The sequence below is a fragment of the Prevotella sp. HJM029 genome, from assembly GCF_000599605.1.
Taxonomy (GTDB): Bacteria; Bacteroidota; Bacteroidia; order Bacteroidales; family Bacteroidaceae; genus Prevotella.
On sequence record NZ_KK082677.1, the window covers coordinates 36,032 to 57,631 of the forward strand.

At 47.3% G+C, this 21,600-nt stretch carries 21 protein-coding genes and 2 tRNA genes; 15 read left to right on the forward strand and 8 right to left on the reverse strand.

Annotation, left to right across the window (positions count from 1 at the left end; all coding sequences use genetic code 11):
- Positions 1-40 precede the first annotated feature (40 nt).
- The 8 genes from X919_RS0113140 (at position 41) to X919_RS0113175 (ending at position 3,949) form a co-directional block, all read left to right on the forward strand.
- Positions 41-526, forward strand: a complete 486-nt coding sequence (locus X919_RS0113140) for a membrane protein (RefSeq protein WP_028900503.1) — start codon at positions 41-43, stop codon at positions 524-526.
- Positions 527-534: 8 nt separating this feature from the next.
- Complete coding sequence (gene recR, locus X919_RS0113145; RefSeq protein ID WP_028900504.1) at positions 535-1,143, forward strand: recombination mediator RecR; 609 nt, start codon at positions 535-537, stop codon at positions 1,141-1,143.
- A 20-nt stretch (positions 1,144-1,163) separates the two neighbouring features.
- Complete coding sequence (locus tag X919_RS0113150) at positions 1,164-1,610, forward strand: hypothetical protein (protein WP_028900505.1); 447 nt, start codon at positions 1,164-1,166, stop codon at positions 1,608-1,610.
- Between the two features lie 12 nt (positions 1,611-1,622).
- The gene (locus X919_RS0113155; RefSeq protein WP_028900506.1) at positions 1,623-2,810 is read left to right on the forward strand and encodes a glycosyltransferase family 2 protein; all 1,188 of its coding nucleotides are present in this window, start codon (positions 1,623-1,625) and stop codon (positions 2,808-2,810) included.
- Between the two features lie 22 nt (positions 2,811-2,832).
- Entirely contained in the window at positions 2,833-3,348 is a 516-nt protein-coding gene (locus X919_RS0113160; RefSeq protein ID WP_028900507.1) for a GNAT family N-acetyltransferase, read from the forward strand.
- 73 nt (positions 3,349-3,421) lie between these two features.
- Positions 3,422-3,495 (forward strand) — tRNA-Asp (locus tag X919_RS0113165).
- A gap of 24 nt (positions 3,496-3,519) precedes the next feature.
- Positions 3,520-3,593: transfer RNA gene (locus tag X919_RS0113170), tRNA-Asp, on the forward strand.
- Between the two features lie 152 nt (positions 3,594-3,745).
- On the forward strand, positions 3,746-3,949 hold the full coding sequence (locus X919_RS0113175; protein WP_028900508.1) for a hypothetical protein: 204 nt from the start codon (positions 3,746-3,748) through the stop codon (positions 3,947-3,949).
- Here X919_RS0113175 and folD read toward each other — a convergent pair.
- The 4 genes from folD to X919_RS0113195 form a co-directional block, all read right to left on the reverse strand.
- On the reverse strand, positions 3,940-4,818 hold the full coding sequence (gene folD, locus X919_RS0113180; RefSeq protein WP_028900509.1) for a bifunctional methylenetetrahydrofolate dehydrogenase/methenyltetrahydrofolate cyclohydrolase FolD: 879 nt from the start codon (positions 4,816-4,818) through the stop codon (positions 3,940-3,942). The two genes, X919_RS0113175 and folD, sit on opposite strands and share 10 nt — an antisense overlap.
- Before the next feature lie 53 nt (positions 4,819-4,871).
- Complete coding sequence (gene ffh / locus X919_RS0113185; RefSeq protein ID WP_028900510.1) at positions 4,872-6,218, reverse strand: signal recognition particle protein; 1,347 nt, start codon at positions 6,216-6,218, stop codon at positions 4,872-4,874.
- Between the two features lie 172 nt (positions 6,219-6,390).
- The gene (locus X919_RS0113190) at positions 6,391-7,347 is read right to left on the reverse strand and encodes an endonuclease/exonuclease/phosphatase family protein (protein WP_081759477.1); all 957 of its coding nucleotides are present in this window, start codon (positions 7,345-7,347) and stop codon (positions 6,391-6,393) included.
- Positions 7,348-7,358: 11 nt separating this feature from the next.
- Positions 7,359-8,441: a bifunctional 3-deoxy-7-phosphoheptulonate synthase/chorismate mutase type II gene (locus X919_RS0113195; RefSeq protein ID WP_028900512.1), complete on the reverse strand. Its 1,083-nt coding sequence runs from the start codon at positions 8,439-8,441 to the stop codon at positions 7,359-7,361.
- A gap of 209 nt (positions 8,442-8,650) precedes the next feature.
- On the opposite strand from X919_RS0113195, the gene X919_RS16735 reads away from it, so the two are divergent.
- The 6 genes from X919_RS16735 to X919_RS0113230 all read left to right on the forward strand — a co-directional run bounded on the left by X919_RS16735 (position 8,651) and on the right by X919_RS0113230 (position 15,335).
- Entirely contained in the window at positions 8,651-8,815 is a 165-nt protein-coding gene (locus tag X919_RS16735; RefSeq protein ID WP_155949734.1) for a hypothetical protein, read from the forward strand.
- Between the two features lie 334 nt (positions 8,816-9,149).
- On the forward strand, positions 9,150-11,495 hold the full coding sequence (locus tag X919_RS0113210; protein WP_028900513.1) for a mechanosensitive ion channel domain-containing protein: 2,346 nt from the start codon (positions 9,150-9,152) through the stop codon (positions 11,493-11,495).
- A gap of 160 nt (positions 11,496-11,655) precedes the next feature.
- Positions 11,656-12,408: a 3-deoxy-8-phosphooctulonate synthase gene (gene kdsA, locus X919_RS0113215; RefSeq protein WP_028900514.1), complete on the forward strand. Its 753-nt coding sequence runs from the start codon at positions 11,656-11,658 to the stop codon at positions 12,406-12,408.
- Between the two features lies 1 nt (position 12,409).
- The gene (locus tag X919_RS0113220; protein ID WP_028900515.1) at positions 12,410-13,390 is read left to right on the forward strand and encodes a KpsF/GutQ family sugar-phosphate isomerase; all 981 of its coding nucleotides are present in this window, start codon (positions 12,410-12,412) and stop codon (positions 13,388-13,390) included.
- A gap of 19 nt (positions 13,391-13,409) precedes the next feature.
- The gene (cls, locus tag X919_RS0113225) at positions 13,410-14,678 is read left to right on the forward strand and encodes a cardiolipin synthase (RefSeq protein ID WP_028900516.1); all 1,269 of its coding nucleotides are present in this window, start codon (positions 13,410-13,412) and stop codon (positions 14,676-14,678) included.
- 18 nt (positions 14,679-14,696) lie between these two features.
- Positions 14,697-15,335, forward strand: a complete 639-nt coding sequence (locus X919_RS0113230) for a response regulator transcription factor (protein ID WP_036918079.1) — start codon at positions 14,697-14,699, stop codon at positions 15,333-15,335.
- Between the two features lie 358 nt (positions 15,336-15,693).
- On the opposite strand, the gene rny is transcribed toward X919_RS0113230, so the two are convergent.
- From rny to X919_RS0113255, 4 genes are all read right to left on the reverse strand, one after another.
- Positions 15,694-17,229 carry a ribonuclease Y gene (rny, locus tag X919_RS0113240; protein WP_028900519.1) on the reverse strand — a complete coding sequence of 512 codons (1,536 nt, stop codon included), beginning with the start codon at positions 17,227-17,229 and terminating at the stop codon, positions 15,694-15,696.
- A 33-nt stretch (positions 17,230-17,262) separates the two neighbouring features.
- Entirely contained in the window at positions 17,263-17,562 is a 300-nt protein-coding gene (locus tag X919_RS0113245; RefSeq protein WP_028900520.1) for a cell division protein ZapA, read from the reverse strand.
- 3 nt (positions 17,563-17,565) lie between these two features.
- Positions 17,566-17,862, reverse strand: a complete 297-nt coding sequence (locus X919_RS0113250) for a hypothetical protein (protein WP_028900521.1) — start codon at positions 17,860-17,862, stop codon at positions 17,566-17,568.
- Between the two features lie 147 nt (positions 17,863-18,009).
- Complete coding sequence (locus X919_RS0113255) at positions 18,010-18,642, reverse strand: hypothetical protein (protein ID WP_028900522.1); 633 nt, start codon at positions 18,640-18,642, stop codon at positions 18,010-18,012.
- Between the two features lie 493 nt (positions 18,643-19,135).
- Between X919_RS0113255 and X919_RS0113265 the strand changes: the two genes are divergently transcribed.
- Positions 19,136-21,523 (forward strand): outer membrane beta-barrel family protein, encoded by a 2,388-nt coding sequence (locus X919_RS0113265; RefSeq protein ID WP_028900524.1) that lies wholly within the window; start codon positions 19,136-19,138, stop codon positions 21,521-21,523.
- Positions 21,524-21,600: the final 77 nt, after the last annotated feature.

Consider the following 21,600-nt stretch of genomic DNA (forward strand, 5'->3'; position numbering starts at 1 on the left):
CACAACGAGCAGAAATTTCAACTTAAATAAAGCAAAGAATATGAAAAAGAAAATGATGACGTTGTTGCTGGCCATGGCCGCAACATTAGGTGCACACGCACAATTCGAGGCAAGAAAAGTTTATGCTGGCGCATCGCTCACAGGACTCAACTTGAGCTACAGCGGTTCGAGCGACCTGAACGTAGGCATGCAGGCCAAATTGGGCTATTTCCCAGTCGACAATGCCATGCTCTTGGCCGACATCGACGTGCAAGCCAGTGCCAGCAAATTGGTGCCCAACCGATTTATGATTGGTGGCGGCGGCCGTTACTATATCATTCAAAACGGCCTTTATTTGGGCGCGAACGCCAAATTCGTGCACACCAAGAACTACAACGATTTCATGCCAGGCGTGGAGCTGGGCTATGCGCTTTTCCTCAGTGAAACAGTGACCATCGAGCCTGCACTCTACTACGATCAGAGCCTCAAGAACCACAAAGACTACTCCACCATGGGACTAAAAGTGGGCATCGGCGTTTATCTGTAAAACGAAATATGAACGAACAATATCCTTCAGCCTTATTAGAAAAAGCTGTAGGCGAATTTGCAAAGCTACCAGGCATAGGGCGCAAGTCGGCCCTTCGCCTGGTGCTTCATCTTTTGCGCCAAAGCGATGACGAGGTGGATGGACTTAGTCAGGCGCTCACCACGATGAAGCATGGCATCAAGCATTGTCGCGTGTGCCACAACATCAGCGACACCGACATTTGCCCCATCTGCGCCGATGAACGACGCGACAGCACCATCATCTGCGTGGTGGAAAATATCCAAGACGTGATGGCCATCGAAAAGACACAGCAGTTCCACGGCCGCTATCATGTGTTGGGAGGCATCATCTCGCCCATGGATGGACTCGGGCCAGCCGACCTCGAAATTGATAGCTTGGTGGAGCGCGTCAGTCAAGGGGGCGTGAAAGAAATTATTCTTGCGCTGAGTTCAACGATGGAGGGCGACACCACCAATTTCTATATCTCGCGCAAGTTGCAGCCTTTCGATGTGCAGCTGAGCATCATTGCGCGCGGCATTTCAGTGGGCGACGAATTGGAATATACCGACGAGGTGACGCTCGGACGCTCAATCCTCAACCGCACCCCTTTTAAATAACCATTCTTTTTTACGTTCAAATGAAAACATTACGCACACAATTCATCATCGTCATAGCACTCACCCTACTGTGGATTGTCCTCAACGAAAACGATATCTTTGAATGGGTGGGCACGGCACATCGCTTCGTAGCCGCCGAATTTCTGTGTGTCACACTCATGGAACTGCTCACCATCTGCAGCATTCCCGTGGCACTGCGCCTGTTTAAATTCCGATGGGTACAGCAACACATCAATCGCCAACCTACCACCGCGCAACGCAACTACCATCGCTGGGCATTGATGCGCCAAAGCTGGTTGCTGCTGCTACTCGTGGCCAACGCCACGCTCTACTACCCATTTATGAACGTGGCATTTGGTTATATGGGCATCATTCTCGGCCTCGCGCTACTGTTCGTCTTCCCCACCGAGGAGCGCTATCAAAGCGAATACAAAATGCTGACACAAACCAACGAGCCAGAAAAATAACCCTCGCGCAACATGCTGTTATCGGTCGTCATCGTCAACTACAACGTGAAGTTCTATTTAGCGCAATGCCTGTGGGCGCTTCAGCAGACGTGTGGCGTTGCAAGTATGGAAATCATTGTTGTAGACAACCATTCGACCGACGGCAGTATGGCTTTTCTCAAACCGCGTTTCCCCAACGTTCGTTTCATCCCTTGCCAGCACAACTTAGGCTTCGCCAAAGCCAACAACATCGGCATCCGCCAGAGCCAAGGCGAATATGTGTTGCTGCTCAATCCCGACACTTTCGTGGGCGAGCACACATTGGCCGACGCATTGGCCTTCATGCAAACGCATCCGCAAGCTGGATGTGCCGGATTTCGCATGCGCAAAGCCGATGGCAGCGTGGCAAAGGAAAGTCGCCGTGGCATCCCGACACCGCTCACAGCTGCCTACAAAATGATAGGCTTACACCGGCTGTTCCCACATCATCACCGCTTTGCTCACTACTATTTAGGCCATCTTCCTTGGAATGAGGCGGCACAAATCGAAGTGGTCAGCGGTGCATGTATGTTGCTTCGACGCAAAGCCTTGCTACAAGTGGGTCTGCTCGATGAAGATTATTTTATGTATGGCGAAGACATTGAACTCAGCTATCAGCTACTGAGATTCGGGTGGCAGAACTGGTATCTCCCACTCGATATCCTCCATTATAAAGGAAAAAGCACCGCCCACACATCCTTTCGCTACGTGCATGTGTTCTATAAAGCCATGCTCATCTTTTTGCGTAAGCATTATGCCCGAACAACTTGGGTGATTAGACTACCCATACAGCTGCTCATCCTTGCAAAAGCGTGCATCGCCATGTTGCAGACAGCCAGACATTATATCAGCAAATATTTCAATCTTTTCCCTGCAAAAAGGGAGCAAAAGAGCTATCTTTTCATCGGTAAAAAAGATATGATTGCCAAATGTAAAATGTTTGCAACAGCCAATGCGCTGCATGCTCAATTCATAGAACAAAGCGCAGATGCGCCGTATATAAAAGTCATCGATAGTAAGAATGAAAGCAAGAAGCAAGTTATTGTGGTTTATGACACACAATGCTTCACCTACGACACCATTTTGCAACAGATGCATCGGCTGCAACAGCTTGGCTATATGCTTGGAACTTTCAGCAACCATATCCTTCTTACCCAAGACGAAGCTATGAATACTATATAAATTGCACTAAAATAAAGATTGTATGACAAGACAAGTGAGATTAAGGGCTATGGAACCCGAAGATTTAGAGTTGCTTTACAAAATAGAAAATGACACTGACCTTTGGCCTATCGGTGCCACCAATGTGCCCTACTCGCGCTATGTACTCCACGACTACATTGCACAAGCTTCAGCCGATATTTATACTGATAAGCAGGTGAGGCTCATCATTGAAACAGATAGTCATCACGCCATTGGTCTCATTGACCTCGTGAACTTCAACCCACAACACAGCAGAGCCGAATTAGGAATTATCATCAAGAAAGACTATCAGCATCAAGGATGGGGTACCTTGGCACTACAGCAACTCATCACCCATGCCACAACAACCCTTCACTTGCACCAAATCTATGCAGTTGTTGCTGAAACTAACATCGTCTGCTACAACTTACTATTGAAACAAGGATTTAAAAACAATGCAATATTACAACAATGGCTCCGCACAGACAAAGGCTACCTAAACGCCCTGCTCATGCAACTTTTTTTAGAAAAAATATAGCAAAAGTTTTGGAGGAATAAAATATTATACTACCTTTGCAACCGCAATTCAGAATGAGTTTCCAAATCTTTTTGGTGCGTTAGTTCAGTTGGTTAGAATGCCTGCCTGTCACGCAGGAGGTCACGAGTTCGAGTCTCGTACGCACCGCAACTCATTCTCATTGCACCTTTTGGTGCGTTAGTTCAGTTGGTTAGAATGCCTGCCTGTCACGCAGGAGGTCACGAGTTCGAGTCTCGTACGCACCGCAACTCATAGTGATAGCTATGAGTTTTTTTGTATCATACCAAAAGAAGGAAAACCGCGATACGATATTTTCTTATGTCCTTTAAAATTTAAAAAGTGTGTAAGTTCAACATAATTCTTATCTTTGCATTAAGTAATAAAAAACAACAAGAATATGGAACTTACACAAGGACAAATTTCAGAAATTATTTCGAATTACACAAGTAGCAGTGAAGGTTTGAGACCTCTGCAAAAACAATATAGCCTGCTTATACCTCTACTAAAAAATAGGGGACAGCTTACATCACTGCAAACTCATCCCCTTCAAAAATTAGAGAGTTATAAAAAAAAATCGTTTATGCAATATCGTTATTTATAATATTCATTTTTACTTGCGGCCAATGTATTCTGCATTAAAGAACATATCGTCATAGGGCCAACCCCACCCGGAACGGGCGTGATGTAAGAACATTTGGGGGCTACTGCATCGAAACAGACATCGCCCGAGAGACGAAAACCACTTTTACGCGTAGCATCAGCTACACGCGTAGTGCCTACATCAATCACCACAGCACCCTCTTTCACCATATCGCCCGTTACAAAACCTGGCTGACCAGTGGCAGCAATAATAATATCAGCCTGGCGACACTCTGCTGCAATATCTTGCGTGTGGCTATGACAAATGGTTACCGTAGCATCGCCATAAGCTTTCTGAGCCATCAATTGTGCCATTGGCTTACCTACAATGTTACTACGCCCCAACACAAAACATTTCTTCCCACTGGTCTTGATTCGATAACGATGCAACAGTGTCATGATGCCCAATGGTGTGGCAGAGATAAAGCAAGGCAAACCTATAGCCATCCGACCAACATTAATGGGATGGAAACCATCTACATCTTTACGATAGTCAATGGCCATAATAATCTTTTGCTCATCAATATGCGGCGGCAATGGTAACTGCACGATAAAGCCATCGACAGTAGCATCATGGTTGAGTTTATCAATACAACGAAGCAACTCGTCTTCGGTCACATCAACTTCGTAGCGAATAAGGGTCGACAAGAAACCACATTGCTCACAAGCCAGAACCTTATTGCGCACATACGTTTCGGAGCCTCCATCGTGACCAACAAGGATGGCAGCCAAATGAGGGCGTTTGCCACCTTGCGCAACAATGTTTTGAACTTCAGCCGCTATCTCAGCCTTGATTTCGGCTGCCGTTGCCTTCCCATCAATAATCTGCATCCGATTCTTTATTACTTGATTGTTACTCTGCTTTCAGAAACCTTGTGACATAATCATTTAGGCATTCCCGGAAGCTTCATTCCTTTCATGCGGCTCATCATCCCTGCCATTTGGTTTCCAGTCACCATCTTCATCATTTTTCGTGTCTGATCGAATTGCTTAATGAGTTTATTCACCTCTTGGATGTTGGTGCCCGATCCCTTAGCTATGCGTTGACGACGACTGGTGTTAAGAATTTCGGGATTGGTGCGTTCCTTGGGCGTCATGCTTCGGATGATAGCTTCAATGCTCACAAAAGCGTTGTCATCAATATCCACATCCTTGATAGCCTTGCCAACCCCAGGTATCATGCTGGCTAAATCTTTTAAATTACCCATCTTTTTGATTTGCTCAATTTGTCCCAAGAAATCATTAAAATCAAACTTGTTTTTCTGTATCTTGCGTTGCAATCGTTTAGCTTCTTCCTCGTCAAATTGCTCTTGCGCACGTTCTACAAGCGAGACAATATCACCCATGCCCAAGATGCGGTCGGCCATACGGTTGGGGTGGAACACATCCAAAGCTTCCATCTTCTCACCTGTTCCGACAAACTTGATAGGTTTGGTAACGATTGTGCGGATAGAAAGAGCCGCACCACCACGTGTATCGCCATCTAATTTCGTTAGAATCACGCCATCGAAATCTAAGCGGTCGTTAAATTCTTTTGCGGTGTTGACAGCATCTTGTCCTGTCATAGCATCCACCACGAATAGTGTTTCTGAAGGATGCAACGATTCTTTCAGTGAAGCAATCTCGTTCATCATCTCTTCATCAACAGCCAAACGACCTGCTGTGTCGACAATCACCACATCGTTTCCTTTTGCTTTTGCCTCTTGAATGGCATGCTGGGCGATGGCTACAACATCTTTATTCTCGGGTTCGGCATAGACTGGAACTTGAATCTGCTCACCAACAACCTTCAACTGCTCAATGGCCGCTGGACGATAAACGTCACAAGCCACCAGTAAAGGTTTCTTATTTCGTTTTGACTTAAGCAAGTTAGCCAGCTTTCCGCTGAAGGTTGTTTTACCAGAACCTTGCAAACCACTCATGAGAATAATGGCAGGATGACCATCTAAGTTAATATCAACAGCCTCACCTCCCATCAAGTCGGCCAGTTCATCATGGACTATCTTCACCATTAACTGGCCTGGCTTCACAGCCGTAAGCACATTCATCCCCAATGCCTTCTCTTTCACTTTATCTGTGAAGTTCTTTGCCACTTTAAAGTTCACGTCGGCATCAAGTAAGGCTCTTCGCACATCCTTCAACGTAGAGGCAACATTAATCTCGGTAATTTGCCCCTCACCTTTCAATATTTTGAATGAGCGCTCTAATCTATCGCTTAAATTCTCAAACATATCTTTTATTTTTTTATAATTCTCTTTGTACTGAATTCGCTCTATCACACATCAAAAAGCTAATTCGGCTATAGTTGTTGCAAAAATACATAATAAGGTGGAGATTAGCGAAAGTGCATTTTGTTATTTAAAAAAAATTAAGGTTACTTGATTTATCCCAAATAAGATGGACTTAATCGGGAAGCCAGAAGTGCGCTACTAAAGGCAGGTGATCGCTAAACCCCGCAGAGTAACGGCGCCCATAATAGGTGCGGAAAGGTCGCACACCTCCATAACTATCATCAGTAGTCAACAGGAAAGGGGCATCCATCACTTGGCATTGACGGAAATAAGGCTTAAAGGTTTCGCTACACAGGATATGGTCTAAGCTGTCCCAAACGCCTTTATATTTATAGGTGCCTTTCGCACCATGCGTTCCTTTTGCATCGGCAGAGACATCAACCAACTGGTGACGCAAAAGATATTGAAGATTTTCATCCTGCGCATAATCATTGAAATCGCCTAAAACGAGAATTTTATTCGCGGCGGAATGAAGGCGAATGGAGTCGACCACCGCAACGATTTGTTGTGCCACTGCCCGACGATTGGGTCGCGTGATGCGTTCGCCTCCACTGCGACTCGGAGCATGAACAACCAAGAGATGCAGCGTGTCGCCCGACAACAATTCACCGGCGGCATAAAGCAAATCGCGCGTGGGACGCATGCCCTGGATGGGGTTCACACGCACCGCATGCCACCTCAACAAGCGAAACGAATAGGGCGAATAGAGCAGTGCCACATTGATGCCTCGCTCATCGGGCGAGTGCGTGATGAGATAGTTGTAATGTGCCTGACGGAAAGGCGAACGCTTCGTCAAATCACGCATCACCGAATCGTTTTCAACTTCACACAACGCGATAACATCGGGCAACTGCCACGCCTTTTCCTCGCCACCACAAGCCATTAGGGTTTGCCCCACATGCCGCAGCTTCGTCCAATAGCGCGCAGTGGTCCAATGATACGCGCCGTTAGGCAAAAACTCGGTATCGCGCTTGGGCGGCTGATGCTGCGTGTCGAAAAGGTTTTCACAGTTCCATTCCACCACCGTGAAAAGCCCTAAAAGGATGGAGATAAAGTTGAGCATGCCCATTGACGTTGGATTTAAGGTTTCACTTCGCCATTGATGACTTGCAGTTGTTGGCGCACACTCTCTTCATGAATATGCTCAAACACTTCGGCCGCGAATTGCGCGCTCATGCCACACAAACGGGCCTGCTCGCCGCGCTTTTCCAAGATTTCATTGTAACGATTGGTTTGCAACACGGCCAAATTCTGCTCCTTTTTATACATGCCAATCTGACGGCAAACCTGCATGCGCTGTGCCAAGAGCATCATGAGCTGATTGTCGATGTCGTCAATCTGCGCGCGCAGCGGTCGCAAACCCTCGTCCACAGCTCGCGTGCTACGCACCACCAAGGTTTGCAAAATCTGTTTCAGCGTATCGGGCGTCACCTGCTGTTGCGCATCGCTCCACGCCTCCTGCGGGTGGCAATGGCTCTCAACAATCAAGCCGTCGAAACCCAAATCCAAGGCCTGCTGACTCAACGGCGCAATGAAGTCACGGCGTCCGCCAATGTGGCTGGGATCGCAAATGAGGGGTAACTGGGGTATGCGACGGCGCAACTCAATCGCGATTTGCCACATGGGCAGATTGCGATATGCTTTCTTTCCATAGCTCGAGAAACCACGCAGGATGGCACCCAGGCGCGTGATGCCCGCACGATTGAGCCGTTGCAAGGCACCAATCCACAATTCTAAGTCGGGATTAACAGGATTTTTCACCAACACAGGCACATCCACACCACGCAAACTATCGGCCAAAGCCTGCATGGCAAAGGGATTGGCCACAGTGCGCGCACCCACCCACAACACATCAATGCCATGCTGCAGACACAGTGCCACATGCTCGGGCGTTGCCACTTCGGTGGCCGTGAGCATGCCCGTCTGCGCTTTCACCTGCTGCAACCATGGCAGCGCCACCTCACCCACGCCTTCAAAGCCCCCGGGTTTGGTGCGTGGTTTCCAAACGCCTGCCCTAAATATGCGGCAACCACAAGCTGCCAAATCACGGGCTGTAGCGAGCACTTGCTGTTCGGTTTCGGCCGAACAGGGACCTGCTATCACGCACACCGACTGCTGACCGCCGCTGGGCAAATGAAGGGAAGTTAAATGTAGTTCTGTCATCATTTCATTGCTTTAAAAACGCTCTTTGCATCTCGAGACTAAAACCGAATGGCAAAGCCCAGCCTTTTGCGGCTACACTTCGCAACCTTCTGTGGAGATTGCAAGCGTTTTATCGTTGCAAAAGTAGGCATTTTCTGGGGTTCAACCAAACCCACAACCACTTTCCCCACCCGCTTCACCCTTATTCTATTCTATCATCTTCAATGTGCATGCAAAAGCGTCTATTCCCGACAGCCTATCCCACTTTTATGCAGCGGCAAACTATTCGCCACGACTATAAACTCATTTTTATGCAGCGGCAAACTATTCGCCGCGACTATAAACTCTTTTTTGTGCAGCGGAAAGCCCCTCGCCGCGACTATAATTCTTTTTAGTGCAGCGGAAAGCACCTCGCCGCGACTATAATTCTTTTTAGTGCAGCGGCGAGCACCTCGCCGCGACTATAAACTCTTTTTTGTGCAGCGGAAAGCACCTCGCCGCGACTATAAACTCATTTTAGTGCAGCGGAAAGCACCTCGCCACGACTATAAACTCATTTTAGTGCAGCGGCAAACTATTCGCCGGCAACCTTTGGGCCTCCCACCCCATTTGGCTTGCGTTTGGCGGCTCATCATCCATAAAAAACTGCAAAAATCAAGAGTGAACACCCATTCCTCTCCCACTTTTTATTACTTTTGCACAAAACAAGACGCATTCAACATTCAAAATATGACGAAAAAATTGTCCTTGCTGCTGCTGTTGCTGCTGTTGCTGCTGCCAGCCCATGCTGTGCTCAAAGAGGGTAACTTAGAAAGCACACTCGCTATTCTTCGCACCGAACTTACCAACTATCACGCCAACTTAGAACGGGAAGTGGGCGCCATGAAAGAGCAGCAAAAAGCGGTTCAAGACATGTTGTTCAACGTGATAGCTCGAAGCAACCAAAACGCGCTGATGCTCTATTCGCAAAAGCCCGAATATGTGTTTGACTTGGCTTATGCCTGCCACGAAGCCACCGAGCAATATGAAGATTTTAAGCAAAACCTGCTACCCTTCCGGCAATTCATCGACCAAAATAAGTCAGAGATTGCACGCTACGACAATCTCATCAACACGCTCAGCTCCATGAACGTGGCCAATCTAAGTTCCAAGGCGCGCCTTGACAAAGGTGTGTGCCTGACACTGGCCATCAACATTCGCCACACCTTGAGCGACAACAGCAAGCAATTCACCGATTACATTGGTTATTATGACTCGCTCGAGAAGCAATTGCAAGCACTCAACGATTACGCCAACCAATGTTATCGCGAAATCCAATACTCGATTTTCAACAATGCCGGACAGAACTATTTCAGCGTGCTCAAACAGCTGCCCGAGAACCTGCAAGAGTCGAAACAAGCCGTGCAAAGCAAATACTTTGAGAAGACCAAGGTGCGCTCGCAATGGGACGGGCGTTACATCGTCACCCTCTTCAGCCTCATTGCTTTCTATGGGCTCATCGCCGCTGCCGTTAATTTCTTCATCGCACGCTATCTCATGCCCAAGCGATTGCGCCGACCTGCCATCATCGCACGACGAAAATATATTGTCATGGCCACATCGGCTATCACGTTGGCTGTGATTTTCGGCGTCATTCGCTTCTTCTCCTCGCAACATTTTATTGTCATGGCCAGTGGCTTGCTCGTGGGCTACACATGGCTGATGGCCGTCACCTTAGTTTCGCTACTGCTGCGTTTAGGTGGACGCCAAATAAAAAGCGCGTTCTATCTCTATGCGCCTCTCATGGGCATGAGCCTTAGCGTGATTATCTTCCGCATTGTGCTCATCCCCGACAATTTAGTGAATCTATTGCTGCCTCCCATGCTACTCGTCTTCACCTTGTGGCAATGGTTGGTCATTCGCCACCACACACGCCACGTTCCCCAGAGCGACACGCTACTTTCCTATGCGTCGCTATTGGTCTTTGGACTATCCTTGCTCGCTTCATGGATGGGCTACACGCTGCTCAGCGTGCAAGTGCTCATTTGGTGGATGATGCAACTCACGTGTATCCTCACCATCACTTGTCTGCGTGGCTGGCTCAAAGCCTGGGGCATTAAACATCGCATGAGAGAGCGAAAAATCACTAAGACCTGGAGCTTTAACCTTGTTTATCAAGTCGTGCTACCCGTGCTTGCCATTGCTTCGTTTCTCTTAGCCATTTATTGGGCTGCCGATGTGTTTAATCTCAGCGATAAAATCTGGGACATCTATCGCCATGCTTATATCAACACCAAATGGTTCGCAGCCAGCATCCTCGCCGTAGCCGAAGTGGTGTCGCTCTATTTCGTATTCAAATATCTCAACCATAGCATAAAAGCGGTCTTAAAACTCCACTTCGAACGCTCCGACATCAGCACAGCGGCCAGCCGTTTCACCATGGCTAAGAATGTTGTTCAAGTGGCTGTCTGGGGCATTTGGACCATTTGCTCTTTAGCCGTTTTCCACATCGATAACACTTGGCTTGTAGTTGTTTCGGGCGGTTTTTCAACTGGTGTGGGTTTTGCCATGAAAGATATTCTCGAAAACATTTATTACGGCATCTCGCTCATGGCGGGTCGTATAAAGGTGGGCGACTATATCATTTGCGATGGCATCCGCGGTCGTGTGAGCTCCATCAGCTACACTTCTACAACTATCGAGGCCAACGATGGCTCGGTCATTTCCTTCCAAAACAGCCAGCTACTCACCAAGAACTATAAGAACATGACGAAAAACCATGGCTACGAGGTCGCTGTTTTAGAAGTGGGTGTGGCCTATGGCAACAACCTCAAACAAGTGAGAGAGCTCTTGCAGAAGAACATTCTCAAGTTGCCTTGCGTTGACGTCACCCGCGGTGTAACAGTGATGGTGAAAGAATTAGCCGATAGCGCCGTGACACTCAAAATCGTAGCATGGGTGTCCGTGCTGACTCAGGCCATCGATTGCAGTCGCATTCTGGAATGTGCATACGACACACTCAACGCCAACAACATTGAAATTCCTTTCCCACAACAAGATATTCACATCATCAACAACGAAACAAGTCAAAATTAAAACAAACAACAAGACATCTGAAAAGCCTTCAAAAAACAGTAGAGATTATCGATAAATTGATGGGAGAATGCCTTGTAAAAGCTATAGAATAAGGAGGAAAAGTTTGCGCTTTTCTTCCTTTTTATGTAATTTTGCACACCAAGTAAAAACGTTTATGCTTATGCAACCCATCTTCATAGCTGGCCCTTGCGTGATTGAATCCGCAGAAATTTTAGATATCGTCGCTTGCAAATTGGTTGAAATCAACAACAAATTGGGCACTGATATCATCTTTAAATCCTCTTTTGACAAAGCCAACCGCACATCGCTCCGCTCATTCCGAGGTCCGGGATTGACACGCGGTTTGCAAATGTTGGCCGACATCAAAACAAAATATGGCTTGAAACTGCTCACCGACATTCACGAGAGCTATCAAGCAGAAGCCGCCGGCGAAGTGTGTGACGTGCTGCAAATTCCGGCATTCCTTTGTCGCCAAACCGATTTACTTGTTGCTGCAGCCCGAACTGGGAAGACGGTGAACATCAAAAAAGCACAATTCCTAAGTGGCAAAGATATGCGCTATCCTGTGGAGAAAGCCATGGAGAGTGGCGCTAAGGAGGTGTGGCTCACCGAACGTGGTAATAGTTTTGGCTACAATAATTTGGTAGTTGATTTCCGTAACATTCCCGACATGAAAGCTTTCGTCCCCACTGTGATAATGGACTGCACACATAGTGTACAACGCCCCGGAGCCGGGAATGGTTCAACGAGTGGCGATCGCAAATTTGTGCCTGCCATGGCGCTTGCAGCAAAGGCCTTTGGGGCAACGGGCTATTTCTTCGAAGTGCATCCCGACCCCGACCATGGATTAAGCGATGGCCCCAACATGCTGCAACTCGACAACTTGCAAGGACTCATTGAAAAACTATTGTAAAATGGAGCAAGATAACGATATACAGACACGCATCAAACAAGCCTGCCAATGGGGCATTCAAGCGCTTAAAGAAGAAGCCGAAGCCATTCACGAACTCATTCCACTAGTAGACGAGAACTTCACTAAAGCCGTGGAGATGATGTATGCTTGCCACGGAAAAATCATCGTGACAGGTGTCGGAAAGAGTGGAAATATCGGTGCAAAGATTGCAGCCACACTGGCTTCGACTGGGACACCCGCCTTTTTCATCAATCCTTTAGATGTATATCATGGTGATTTGGGCGTAATGACCGCTGACGACGTTGTACTGGCACTGAGCAACTCGGGGCAAACCGATGAATTGTTGCGGTTTATTCCGATGGTGCTCCATATGAACATTCCCATCATTTCGATGACGGCCAACCCGCAATCGCTGCTGGCAAAATATAGCAATGCACACATTCAAGTGCGGGTAAAAAAGGAAGCATGTCCACTTAATTTGGCACCAACCAGCAGCACGACAGCTGCTTTGGCCATGGGCGATGCTTTAGCCATAGCACTGATGCAGGTGCGTAACTTCCGCCCACAGGACTTCGCCCAATTTCATCCTGGTGGTGAGCTGGGCAAACGATTGCTCATGACGGCAGGCGACGTGATGCGCACAGAGGACTTGCCCATCATTCCACAAGACATGCACTTGGGCGAAGCTATCATCTGCGTGAGTAAAGGCCAATTAGGTTTGGGCGTTGCTTTAGAAGACAATAAAGTGATTGGGCTCATCACCGATGGTGACATTCGTCGTGCCATGGAACGCTGGCAAGCAGAATTTTTCAACCACACCGTGAGCGACATCATGACACGCACGCCAAAACACGTGTTGCCCACCACCAAAATCACCGAAATCCAAGCTATCATGCATCGACATAAAATTCACACGGTGCTTGTAACTGACGAACAAAAACATTTGCTTGGCGTAGTTGATCACTATGCCTGCATGTTGTAATAAAACTCTTTTCCACAATTTGAAATCTATACTGCTCATCATCAGTTTGCTTTTGTGCTTCACTTTACAAAGTGCAGCACAATCAGCCGACACGCTCGTCAAGCGCGATTTAACAAACCATGGCATCCGTTTCACCCACAACAACACCGTGGTATTGCTTCCTTCAGGACAAGAGAAGTTCGACGATATGTTTCGCGCCATTCGTCAAGCCAAGAAAAGTATCCATTTAGAATATTTCAACTTTCGCAACGACTCCATCGCCAACCTGCTCTTTAGCCTCTTAGAAGAACGGGCACGAGTTGGTGTAGAAGTGCGCGCCTTGTTTGATGCTTTTGGCAATTCCTCCAATAATCGCCCACTCAAACGACAGCATCTTGACACCATACGTGCAAAAGGAATCGAAATCTACGAATTCGACCCTATTACTTTCCCGTGGATTAACCACGTCTTTGCACGCGACCACCGCAAGATTGTGGTCATCGATGGCTCCGTGGCTTATACAGGTGGCATGAATGTAGCCGATTACTACATCAAAGGCACTGAAGCTGTGGGTGAATGGCACGACATGCATTGCCGCATAGAAGGTGACGCGGTGAACACGCTCCAACAGATTTTCCTCAATATTTGGAATAAAACTACAGGGCAACATATCGGTGGAGCACAATATTTCCGTGGTGGAAAGTTGCAGCCCAACGAATTTCAAGGACTCAAGCCTGACGCGTGTGCAAGCAAAGGACACAAGCAGGTAGGTATCATCAATCGCGAACCCCACACCAGCAATAAGATTATTCGACAATTCTATCTCTCGGCCATCAATCATGCCCGCGATAGCATTAAAATCATTAACCCCTACTTCACCCTCAACCACAAACTGAAACAAGCGCTCAAGCGCGCTGCAGCCCGAGGCGTGAAAGTCGATATTATGTTGAGTGTGCGTAGCGATATCCCACTAACTCCTGACTGCGGTTTCTACAATGCCCACAAACTCATGAAACGAGGTTGCCACATTTGGCTCTATGAACCAGGATTCCATCACACCAAAATCATCACCGTCGACGGACAACTGTGCACCGTCGGCAGTGCTAATCTCAATGCACGAAGCCTGAGTTGGGACTATGAAGAAAATGCTGTAATCCTCGACTCTTGCACCACAAAGCAGTTGGATGACCTTTTCAATCGCGAAAAGAAAGATAGTTTCTATCTCACCGAAGAAAAATGGAAACAATGGCGAACACCATGGCAACGCTTCCGCGGATTCATAGGTCATGTGATTGCTCCCTTTTTATAAAAACAATTGAACAAAAAAATGAGCGAAAACAATCTGCATTCCACTGGGCACATGCCACCTCATGCTGCAATGCGCCCCAAAATAGCCATCATTGACAATAATGTGTTGGCAACTATTGGGCTAAAAAATCTGCTACAAAACGTGATTCCTATTGCCGACATCGAAACCTTTTTCAACCTCAATGAACTTGAAGCTGCCGGAGCACAACAATTCATGCACTTTTTCGTGGCCATGAAAATTATGCTCGAAAATCGTCAATTCTTCCTCGCCAATCGACAAAAAACCATTGTGCTCACTACAGAACAAAGCTACGAACACAAAGTGATGGAGTTTAAAACACTCTGCATCAGCACCAGCGAAGAGCAACTTGTGAAAGCTATTCTGCAATTAGAGCAATATGGACATCCAGGCGGAAAGAATTTACCCGAAATGCCCAAAGCACTCAAAACCAAACTGCTCACCGATCGCGAAATCGAAGTTCTTGCACTCATCGCGCAAGGATTCATCAACAAAGAAATTGGTAGTCAGCTTAATATTAGCCTAACGACGGTCATCAGTCATCGCAAAAACATCACCGAGAAGCTCGGTATGAAAAGTGTCAGTGCCCTCACCATCTATGCCGTCATGCATGGTTATGTGGACATCAATAAGATTTAAGCCCTTTCAATACCGCGTCATTAAACGCTCTGGCATATACCAACACCTGGAGGACTTTTATAGATAATGTTCAATCCAGTGGGAGAGGATTGTTTTCAAACAAGCGGTCGCCACCAGACGAACAAACATTTTTATCAAAAACATGCGGTCGCCACCAGACGAACAAGCATTTTTATCAAAAACAGACGAGTGCCACCAGACGAACAAGCATTAACGACAGATGAGAAGCAAAACACATTTCGGACAGTAAATGCCACTTGTTCTATGCACATAAAGTTGCACTATCACAAGGCAAGCAAGCCACAAAAAAGCGGAGAACTTCTGCTGAAATTCTCCGCTTTGTTAAGTAGAATGAGATTTATTTTGCGTAAGCAATAGAACGCGTTTCGCGTATCACAGTAATCTTCACCTGTCCAGGATAAGTCATCTCATTCTGTATTTTCGTTGCAATTTCGTCACTGAGTTTGGTGCTCTCCTCATCAGTCATCTTGTCAGCGCCTACAATCACACGCAACTCTCGTCCAGCCTGAATAGCATAGGTTTTCGTCACACCTGGATAGCTCATCGCTATCGCCTCGAGGTCATTGAGACGCTTGATATAGGCTTCGACAATCTCGCGACGCGCACCAGGACGTGCACCCGAAATGGCATCACACACTTGCACAATGGGTGCCAACAACGTAGTCATCTCTTCCTCATCGTGGTGCGCGGCAATAGCGTTACATATTTCGGGTTTTTCTTTATATTTCTCGGCTATTTTCGCACCATACAAAGCATGGGGCAATTCGCTTTCTTCGTCGGGCACCTTACCTATGTCGTGCAACAGACCTGCGCGCTTAGCCTTTTTGGGATTAAGCCCCAACTCACTGGCCATGACAGCACAGAGGTTAGCCGTTTCGCGGGCATGCTGTAACAAGTTTTGACCATAACTCGACCGGTATTTCATCTTTCCAACGATGCGGATGAGTTCGGGATGAAGTCCATGAATACCCAAGTCGATTGCTGTGCGTTTTCCCGTTTCTATGACTTCATTGTCGAGTTGTTTTTTCACTTTGGCTACAACTTCCTCAATACGCGCGGGATGGATTCGCCCATCAGCAACCAATTGGTGGAGCGCCAAACGGCAGACTTCGCGGCGAATAGGATCGAAAGCACTGATGACAATGGCTTCGGGTGTGTCATCGACAACGATTTCAACACCTGTAGCAGCCTCTAATGCACGAATATTACGCCCCTCGCGACCAATAATCCGTCCCTTCACTTCATCGTTCTCAATGTGGAACACACTCACCGAGTTTTCAATAGCCGTTTCGGTAGCTACGCGCTGAATGGTTTGAATCACAATCTTCTTGGCTTGCTGATTGGCGTTAAGCTTGGCTTCGTCCATAATTTCGTTGACATAGCTGGCAGCATCCAACTTAGCTTGATCCTTCAAGCTCTCCACCAATCGGCTTTTCGCCTCCTCGGCACTCAGTCCAGAGAGTTCTTCGAGCTTGGCCTGCTCTTGCTTTTGCATTTTCTCCACTTCTTGTTGCTTAAGCCTCAAAAGCTTCATTTCATTATCAATGCGCAGCTGCTCTTGATCCACCTCCTGCTTGCGACGCCCCAATTCTTCTTGGCGTTGGTTGAGGGTAATCTCGCGCTGCTTCAATCGATTCTCATTTTGCTGAATCTTCTGATTGCGCTGCTGCACCTCTTTTTCAAGCTCACTCTTTTTGTTTAGGAACTTCTCTTTTACTTCCAGAAGTTTCTTTTCTTTCAACACTTCAGCCTCTTTATTGGCAGCTGCCACCATCTCATTGTATTTTCCTTTAATCACATAGCGGAAAATGCTATATCCTGCAGCGCCACCAATACAAAGCGCTATGCAGGCTGTTATAATTGTTAGAAACATGTATGATTTATTTTTTATGAATATGCTTAACTTCTATGCTAACGCCGCCTCGACCTCAGAAGTAAGCTGGTGAAGAAGTTTATTAAAAGGAGCAGTGTCGTTGCGTCGAGCCTCACGCGCATATTGAAATGCTATATTAATGAGCGCCATATAAAGCAATTGCTCTCGACCTATTTGACCCTTATATTTCTCTGCATAGACATTCATCGTGTCGGTAATAACCTTTGCCGCCTCACGGTATAAGGCTTCATCCTCCCGCAACACCGTTAGCGGGATTTCGTTATCATAGACATGCAATGTGATACGCAGTGTTTTATTCTTCTCGTCAGCCATACTTTACAACTGTTCACTGAGCAGCGTAATACATTTATTGACGTCGCGAATGAGCTTCTGCAACCGTTTTTGAGCACTTTCGACATCGCCGTCGGTCACTTCGAGCATCCTCGCAGTCTTTAATCGTTCATAGTCCTTCTGGGCTTTCGCCAATTGCATTTGAAGTGTTTCATTCTCTTCCCTACACGCCATCAGACGAGACTCAAGCGCCGCATACTCTACTTTTAATGTATCATATTGGAGAATGAGCTGGCGAATGCGAGTAGAAAACAAATTTAACTTCTCTTCGATTGCGTCCATAGAACTACAATTTAGCCGCAAATTTAACGATTTAGATTGGAACAGCCAAATCTTGTTTTAAGTTTTGCCCCGCGTAACGTCCCATGTGGCACGCCGCCAAGAACAACCATAAAAACCCATGAAATGGTGTGCGCAATCTGTAAGAAACTATTTTTTTGCCGCGGCATCATCTTTCACACGCGGTTCCTTTTTGCTCAATAGCACCACTTGGAACACGAAATCGGTCATCCATTTAGACGAAAATCCTAACCGCTTTTGATACTGGCGCACGTGCAAGACGGTTTTCATCACCCCCGGGTCGGTGAAATCGTTCTTGGTCAGCACGTCGTTGATGGTCTTCTCCGTCATAGTATAGAGTGCTTTCTTCATGAACGACGGCAGACGCAACTTCAATTTCATCAGGTTGCCAATGAGCATCATCAAATCCTGACAGAAGGCTTGGAATTGAGCCATATAAGGCTGCACGTCCTGCAATTTGCGGCAGTTTTTACGAATGCTCGCATCCACTTCGCGAAAGAAATTATCGTTGGTGCCATAAATCTCACGCATCATCTTTTCACATTGTTTGCGCTCACCCAATCCCAACTTGTTGTTGAGCGTGGGCACATGCAGTGTGGTTTTAAACGTGCGCAACTCGGGAAGCATCCCCAAATTATTAATACCCAAGTTGGATGCGAGCGATGCTTCAAAATAAACACTGATGAGCATCATATAGTCTTCCATCCCGCCCGCCTTGGGGGCAGCTTCCTTTCTCTTGAGAATATTAGAAAAAAATCCCATTTTTTGTCTCGTTATGATTCTAAGTTATGTTTCAAATTCAATGTTTGCGCAAAGGTACAACATTTCACGCGATTGACCTAATTTTTACATACGAAAGGCCGTCGAAACGCACCTTTTAATCCTTCATTTCGTGCAAACCACCCTCAGTTAGCACGAATGTAAGTTTACACGCGTGCAAACCACCCCCAGTTGGAACGAATGTAAGTTTACACGCGTACAAACGACCCTCAGGTGGAACGAATGTAAGTTTACACGCGTGCAAACGACCCTCGGGTGGAACGAATGTAAGTTTACACGCGTGCAAACACCCCCCGGTTGGAACGAATGTAAGTTTACACGCGTGCAAACGACCCCCATGCTCAACCATTTTACAAGTCAAATCGCTTGCACAAACGAGGAAAATGCTTATATTTGCAACCGATAAACTACATCTGGCAATTTGAAAACCATTTTTGATTATCTTAGACCATTCACAAATAAAAAATCAATCACGATGAATATCTTTTTTATAAGAGCGCTGCTGTGTTGCATCGGCATGGGAGTTTCCCTGTTTGCAAGCGGGCAATGCAAGCTCAACGGAACCATTTTAGATGAGCATGGGCAAGGAGCAGATGCTGCCACCGTGATGCTCATCGCCCAACCCAACAACGTTCTCGTCGGAACCACGCTCACCGACCGCGACGGGCATTTCTCGTTCGCCGCGCAGCAAGGCCACTTCCTGCTCTACATACGAATGTTGGGCTACAAAGAGGTGAAGCAGGACATCGCGGTGGGCGAAGACACCACGATAGCTGATATCCGCTTGGTGCCCGACGAAATCCATCTGAAGGATGTTGTAGTAACTGCCCGCAAGTCGCGTCCGATAACCAGTGTGTCGAATGGAAAAATACGCCTCAATGTGGCGCAATCCTATCTTGCAGACATCGGCAACGCCATTGATGTCTTAAAACATTCTCCCGGCGTTTCGGTCAACAACAAGGGCGATATCTCCTTAGCAACGCTCGGCGGCACCGCCATCTATGTGAATGGAAAGAAATTAATGCTGCAAGGCGACGAACTGACGGCCTACCTCCGCGCGCTGCCTTCCTCAAAAATTGCACACATAGAGACGGCGCCCAATCCGAATGCAAGTTTCGAAGCCGATGGAGCTGGCGGCATCATCAATATCGTTTTGAAGACGGCTGCAAAATCGGGCATCTTCCTAACCGCCTCAAACGGCCTCTCTTACTGGGAAAACCTAAAGCAAAACACCGACCTCGCCTTCGCCTACAACACGAACAAGTGGCAATTAGGTCTTAACTACAACCACAGCCTGGGGCATTATGCCATGGATTATGGTTACGAAAAGATGCAGCAGGGCGACAAAAGCCAGTCTTCGACGGTGGACACCGACAAGCGAAACACCTTCGCAGCGGGCATCGATTTTTCCTGGCAACCCAGTAATAAAAGCCAATGGCTTGTTAATAGTTCGGTGAGCATGCTGGCCGGTCCTGGTCTAACGCAAACCACCACCTATGTCTACCGAGGTACATCGCTGTTGGACGGCACACTGAAAGCAAGCAACGATTACAAGAAGCAACGGCAAGTGCGCTACAACAACAGCCTAAGCTATCGCTATCAACCCACCAAAGAGCATTCCTTGTCGTTCACGGCCGACTGGACACATTTTGACGGCACCGCACACTGCGAACAGCCCAATCACTATTTTTCGGCAGCCAATACCCTCATTCGCTCCGACCAGTTCTATTCGCAGCCCGACAAAACGATTGACATCTACGCCCTGCTGGCCGACTATAAGTTTCATCCGAACGAACAAGACGAATGGCTCGCGGGGCTTAAAACGTCGCTCATCAAAAGCGACAACGATTTCCTTTTTAAAAAGAACGGAGCGACCGACCCGCAGCGCTCAAATCATTTCTACTACAACGAAAAGAACCTCGAGGGCTATCTGCAATACGCCCATGCGTGGCAGAAAGTGACGTTGAGCGCGGGCATGCGCATAGAATATATGCACACGCACAACCAGCTGAACGCTTATCGGCAGCAAACGACCGAAGAAAATCATCGTTCGAAACTGCAGCTGTTCCCCAATTTGTCGGCTACCTACACCATCGACGAGAAAAATAAAGTGGCGCTATTCTACAGCCGGCGGCAAGACAAACCGCGCTACGAGGATCTCAACCCCTTTGAATATCTGCTCGACGAACTCTCCTATTGGAAAGGAAATCCGTTCCTGAAACCTCAAATCAGCCACAAAATAACGTTGAATTACACCCGCGGAAATCTGTCGATGAACCTATATTACAACCAGCTCGACGACTATTTCACCGCGCTGACCGATGTTTTCGACCACAACAAAACCATCATGACGACGAAGAACATCGGCAAGCAGCAACAAATGGGCGCAGAAGCCATCTTCTCAAAACGCCTCACCGCCTGGTGGGACTTCAACACCAACCTGGGATGCTACTACTTCATCAACAAGTTGGATTACGAAACCTATCGGCAACACTACAAACGCCCGTCGTGCAGCCTGTCGATGAGTAACACCCTGTTTCTGCCTTGGGGCATCAATACCGAAATCTCGGGGCGCTATCACTCCAAACGTCAGGGCGGGAGCTATGAAGTGAGCCGCGCAACGGGCAGCATCGATCTGGGGCTCAACAAAAGTTGGCACGATGGGCGCATGCGGCTATCGCTGTTGATGACCGATATTTTGCACTCCGAACGCTGGGATAGCTACGGCACAAAGGACGCCCTGCACCTTGTGTCATGGGGCTATGGGGAGAGCCGCAAAATAGTGTTGCGCTTCAGTTACAGCTTTGGCAAACAGCAACTCAACAAGGTGGAGAAAACCCTTGAAGAGTTGGAACGGCTATGAATATTGCGCGGCAGCAAAGCAAAAATCCCCCAAAAATATCTTTTTCGCGATGGATACGATCTCGCACACAACGAAAA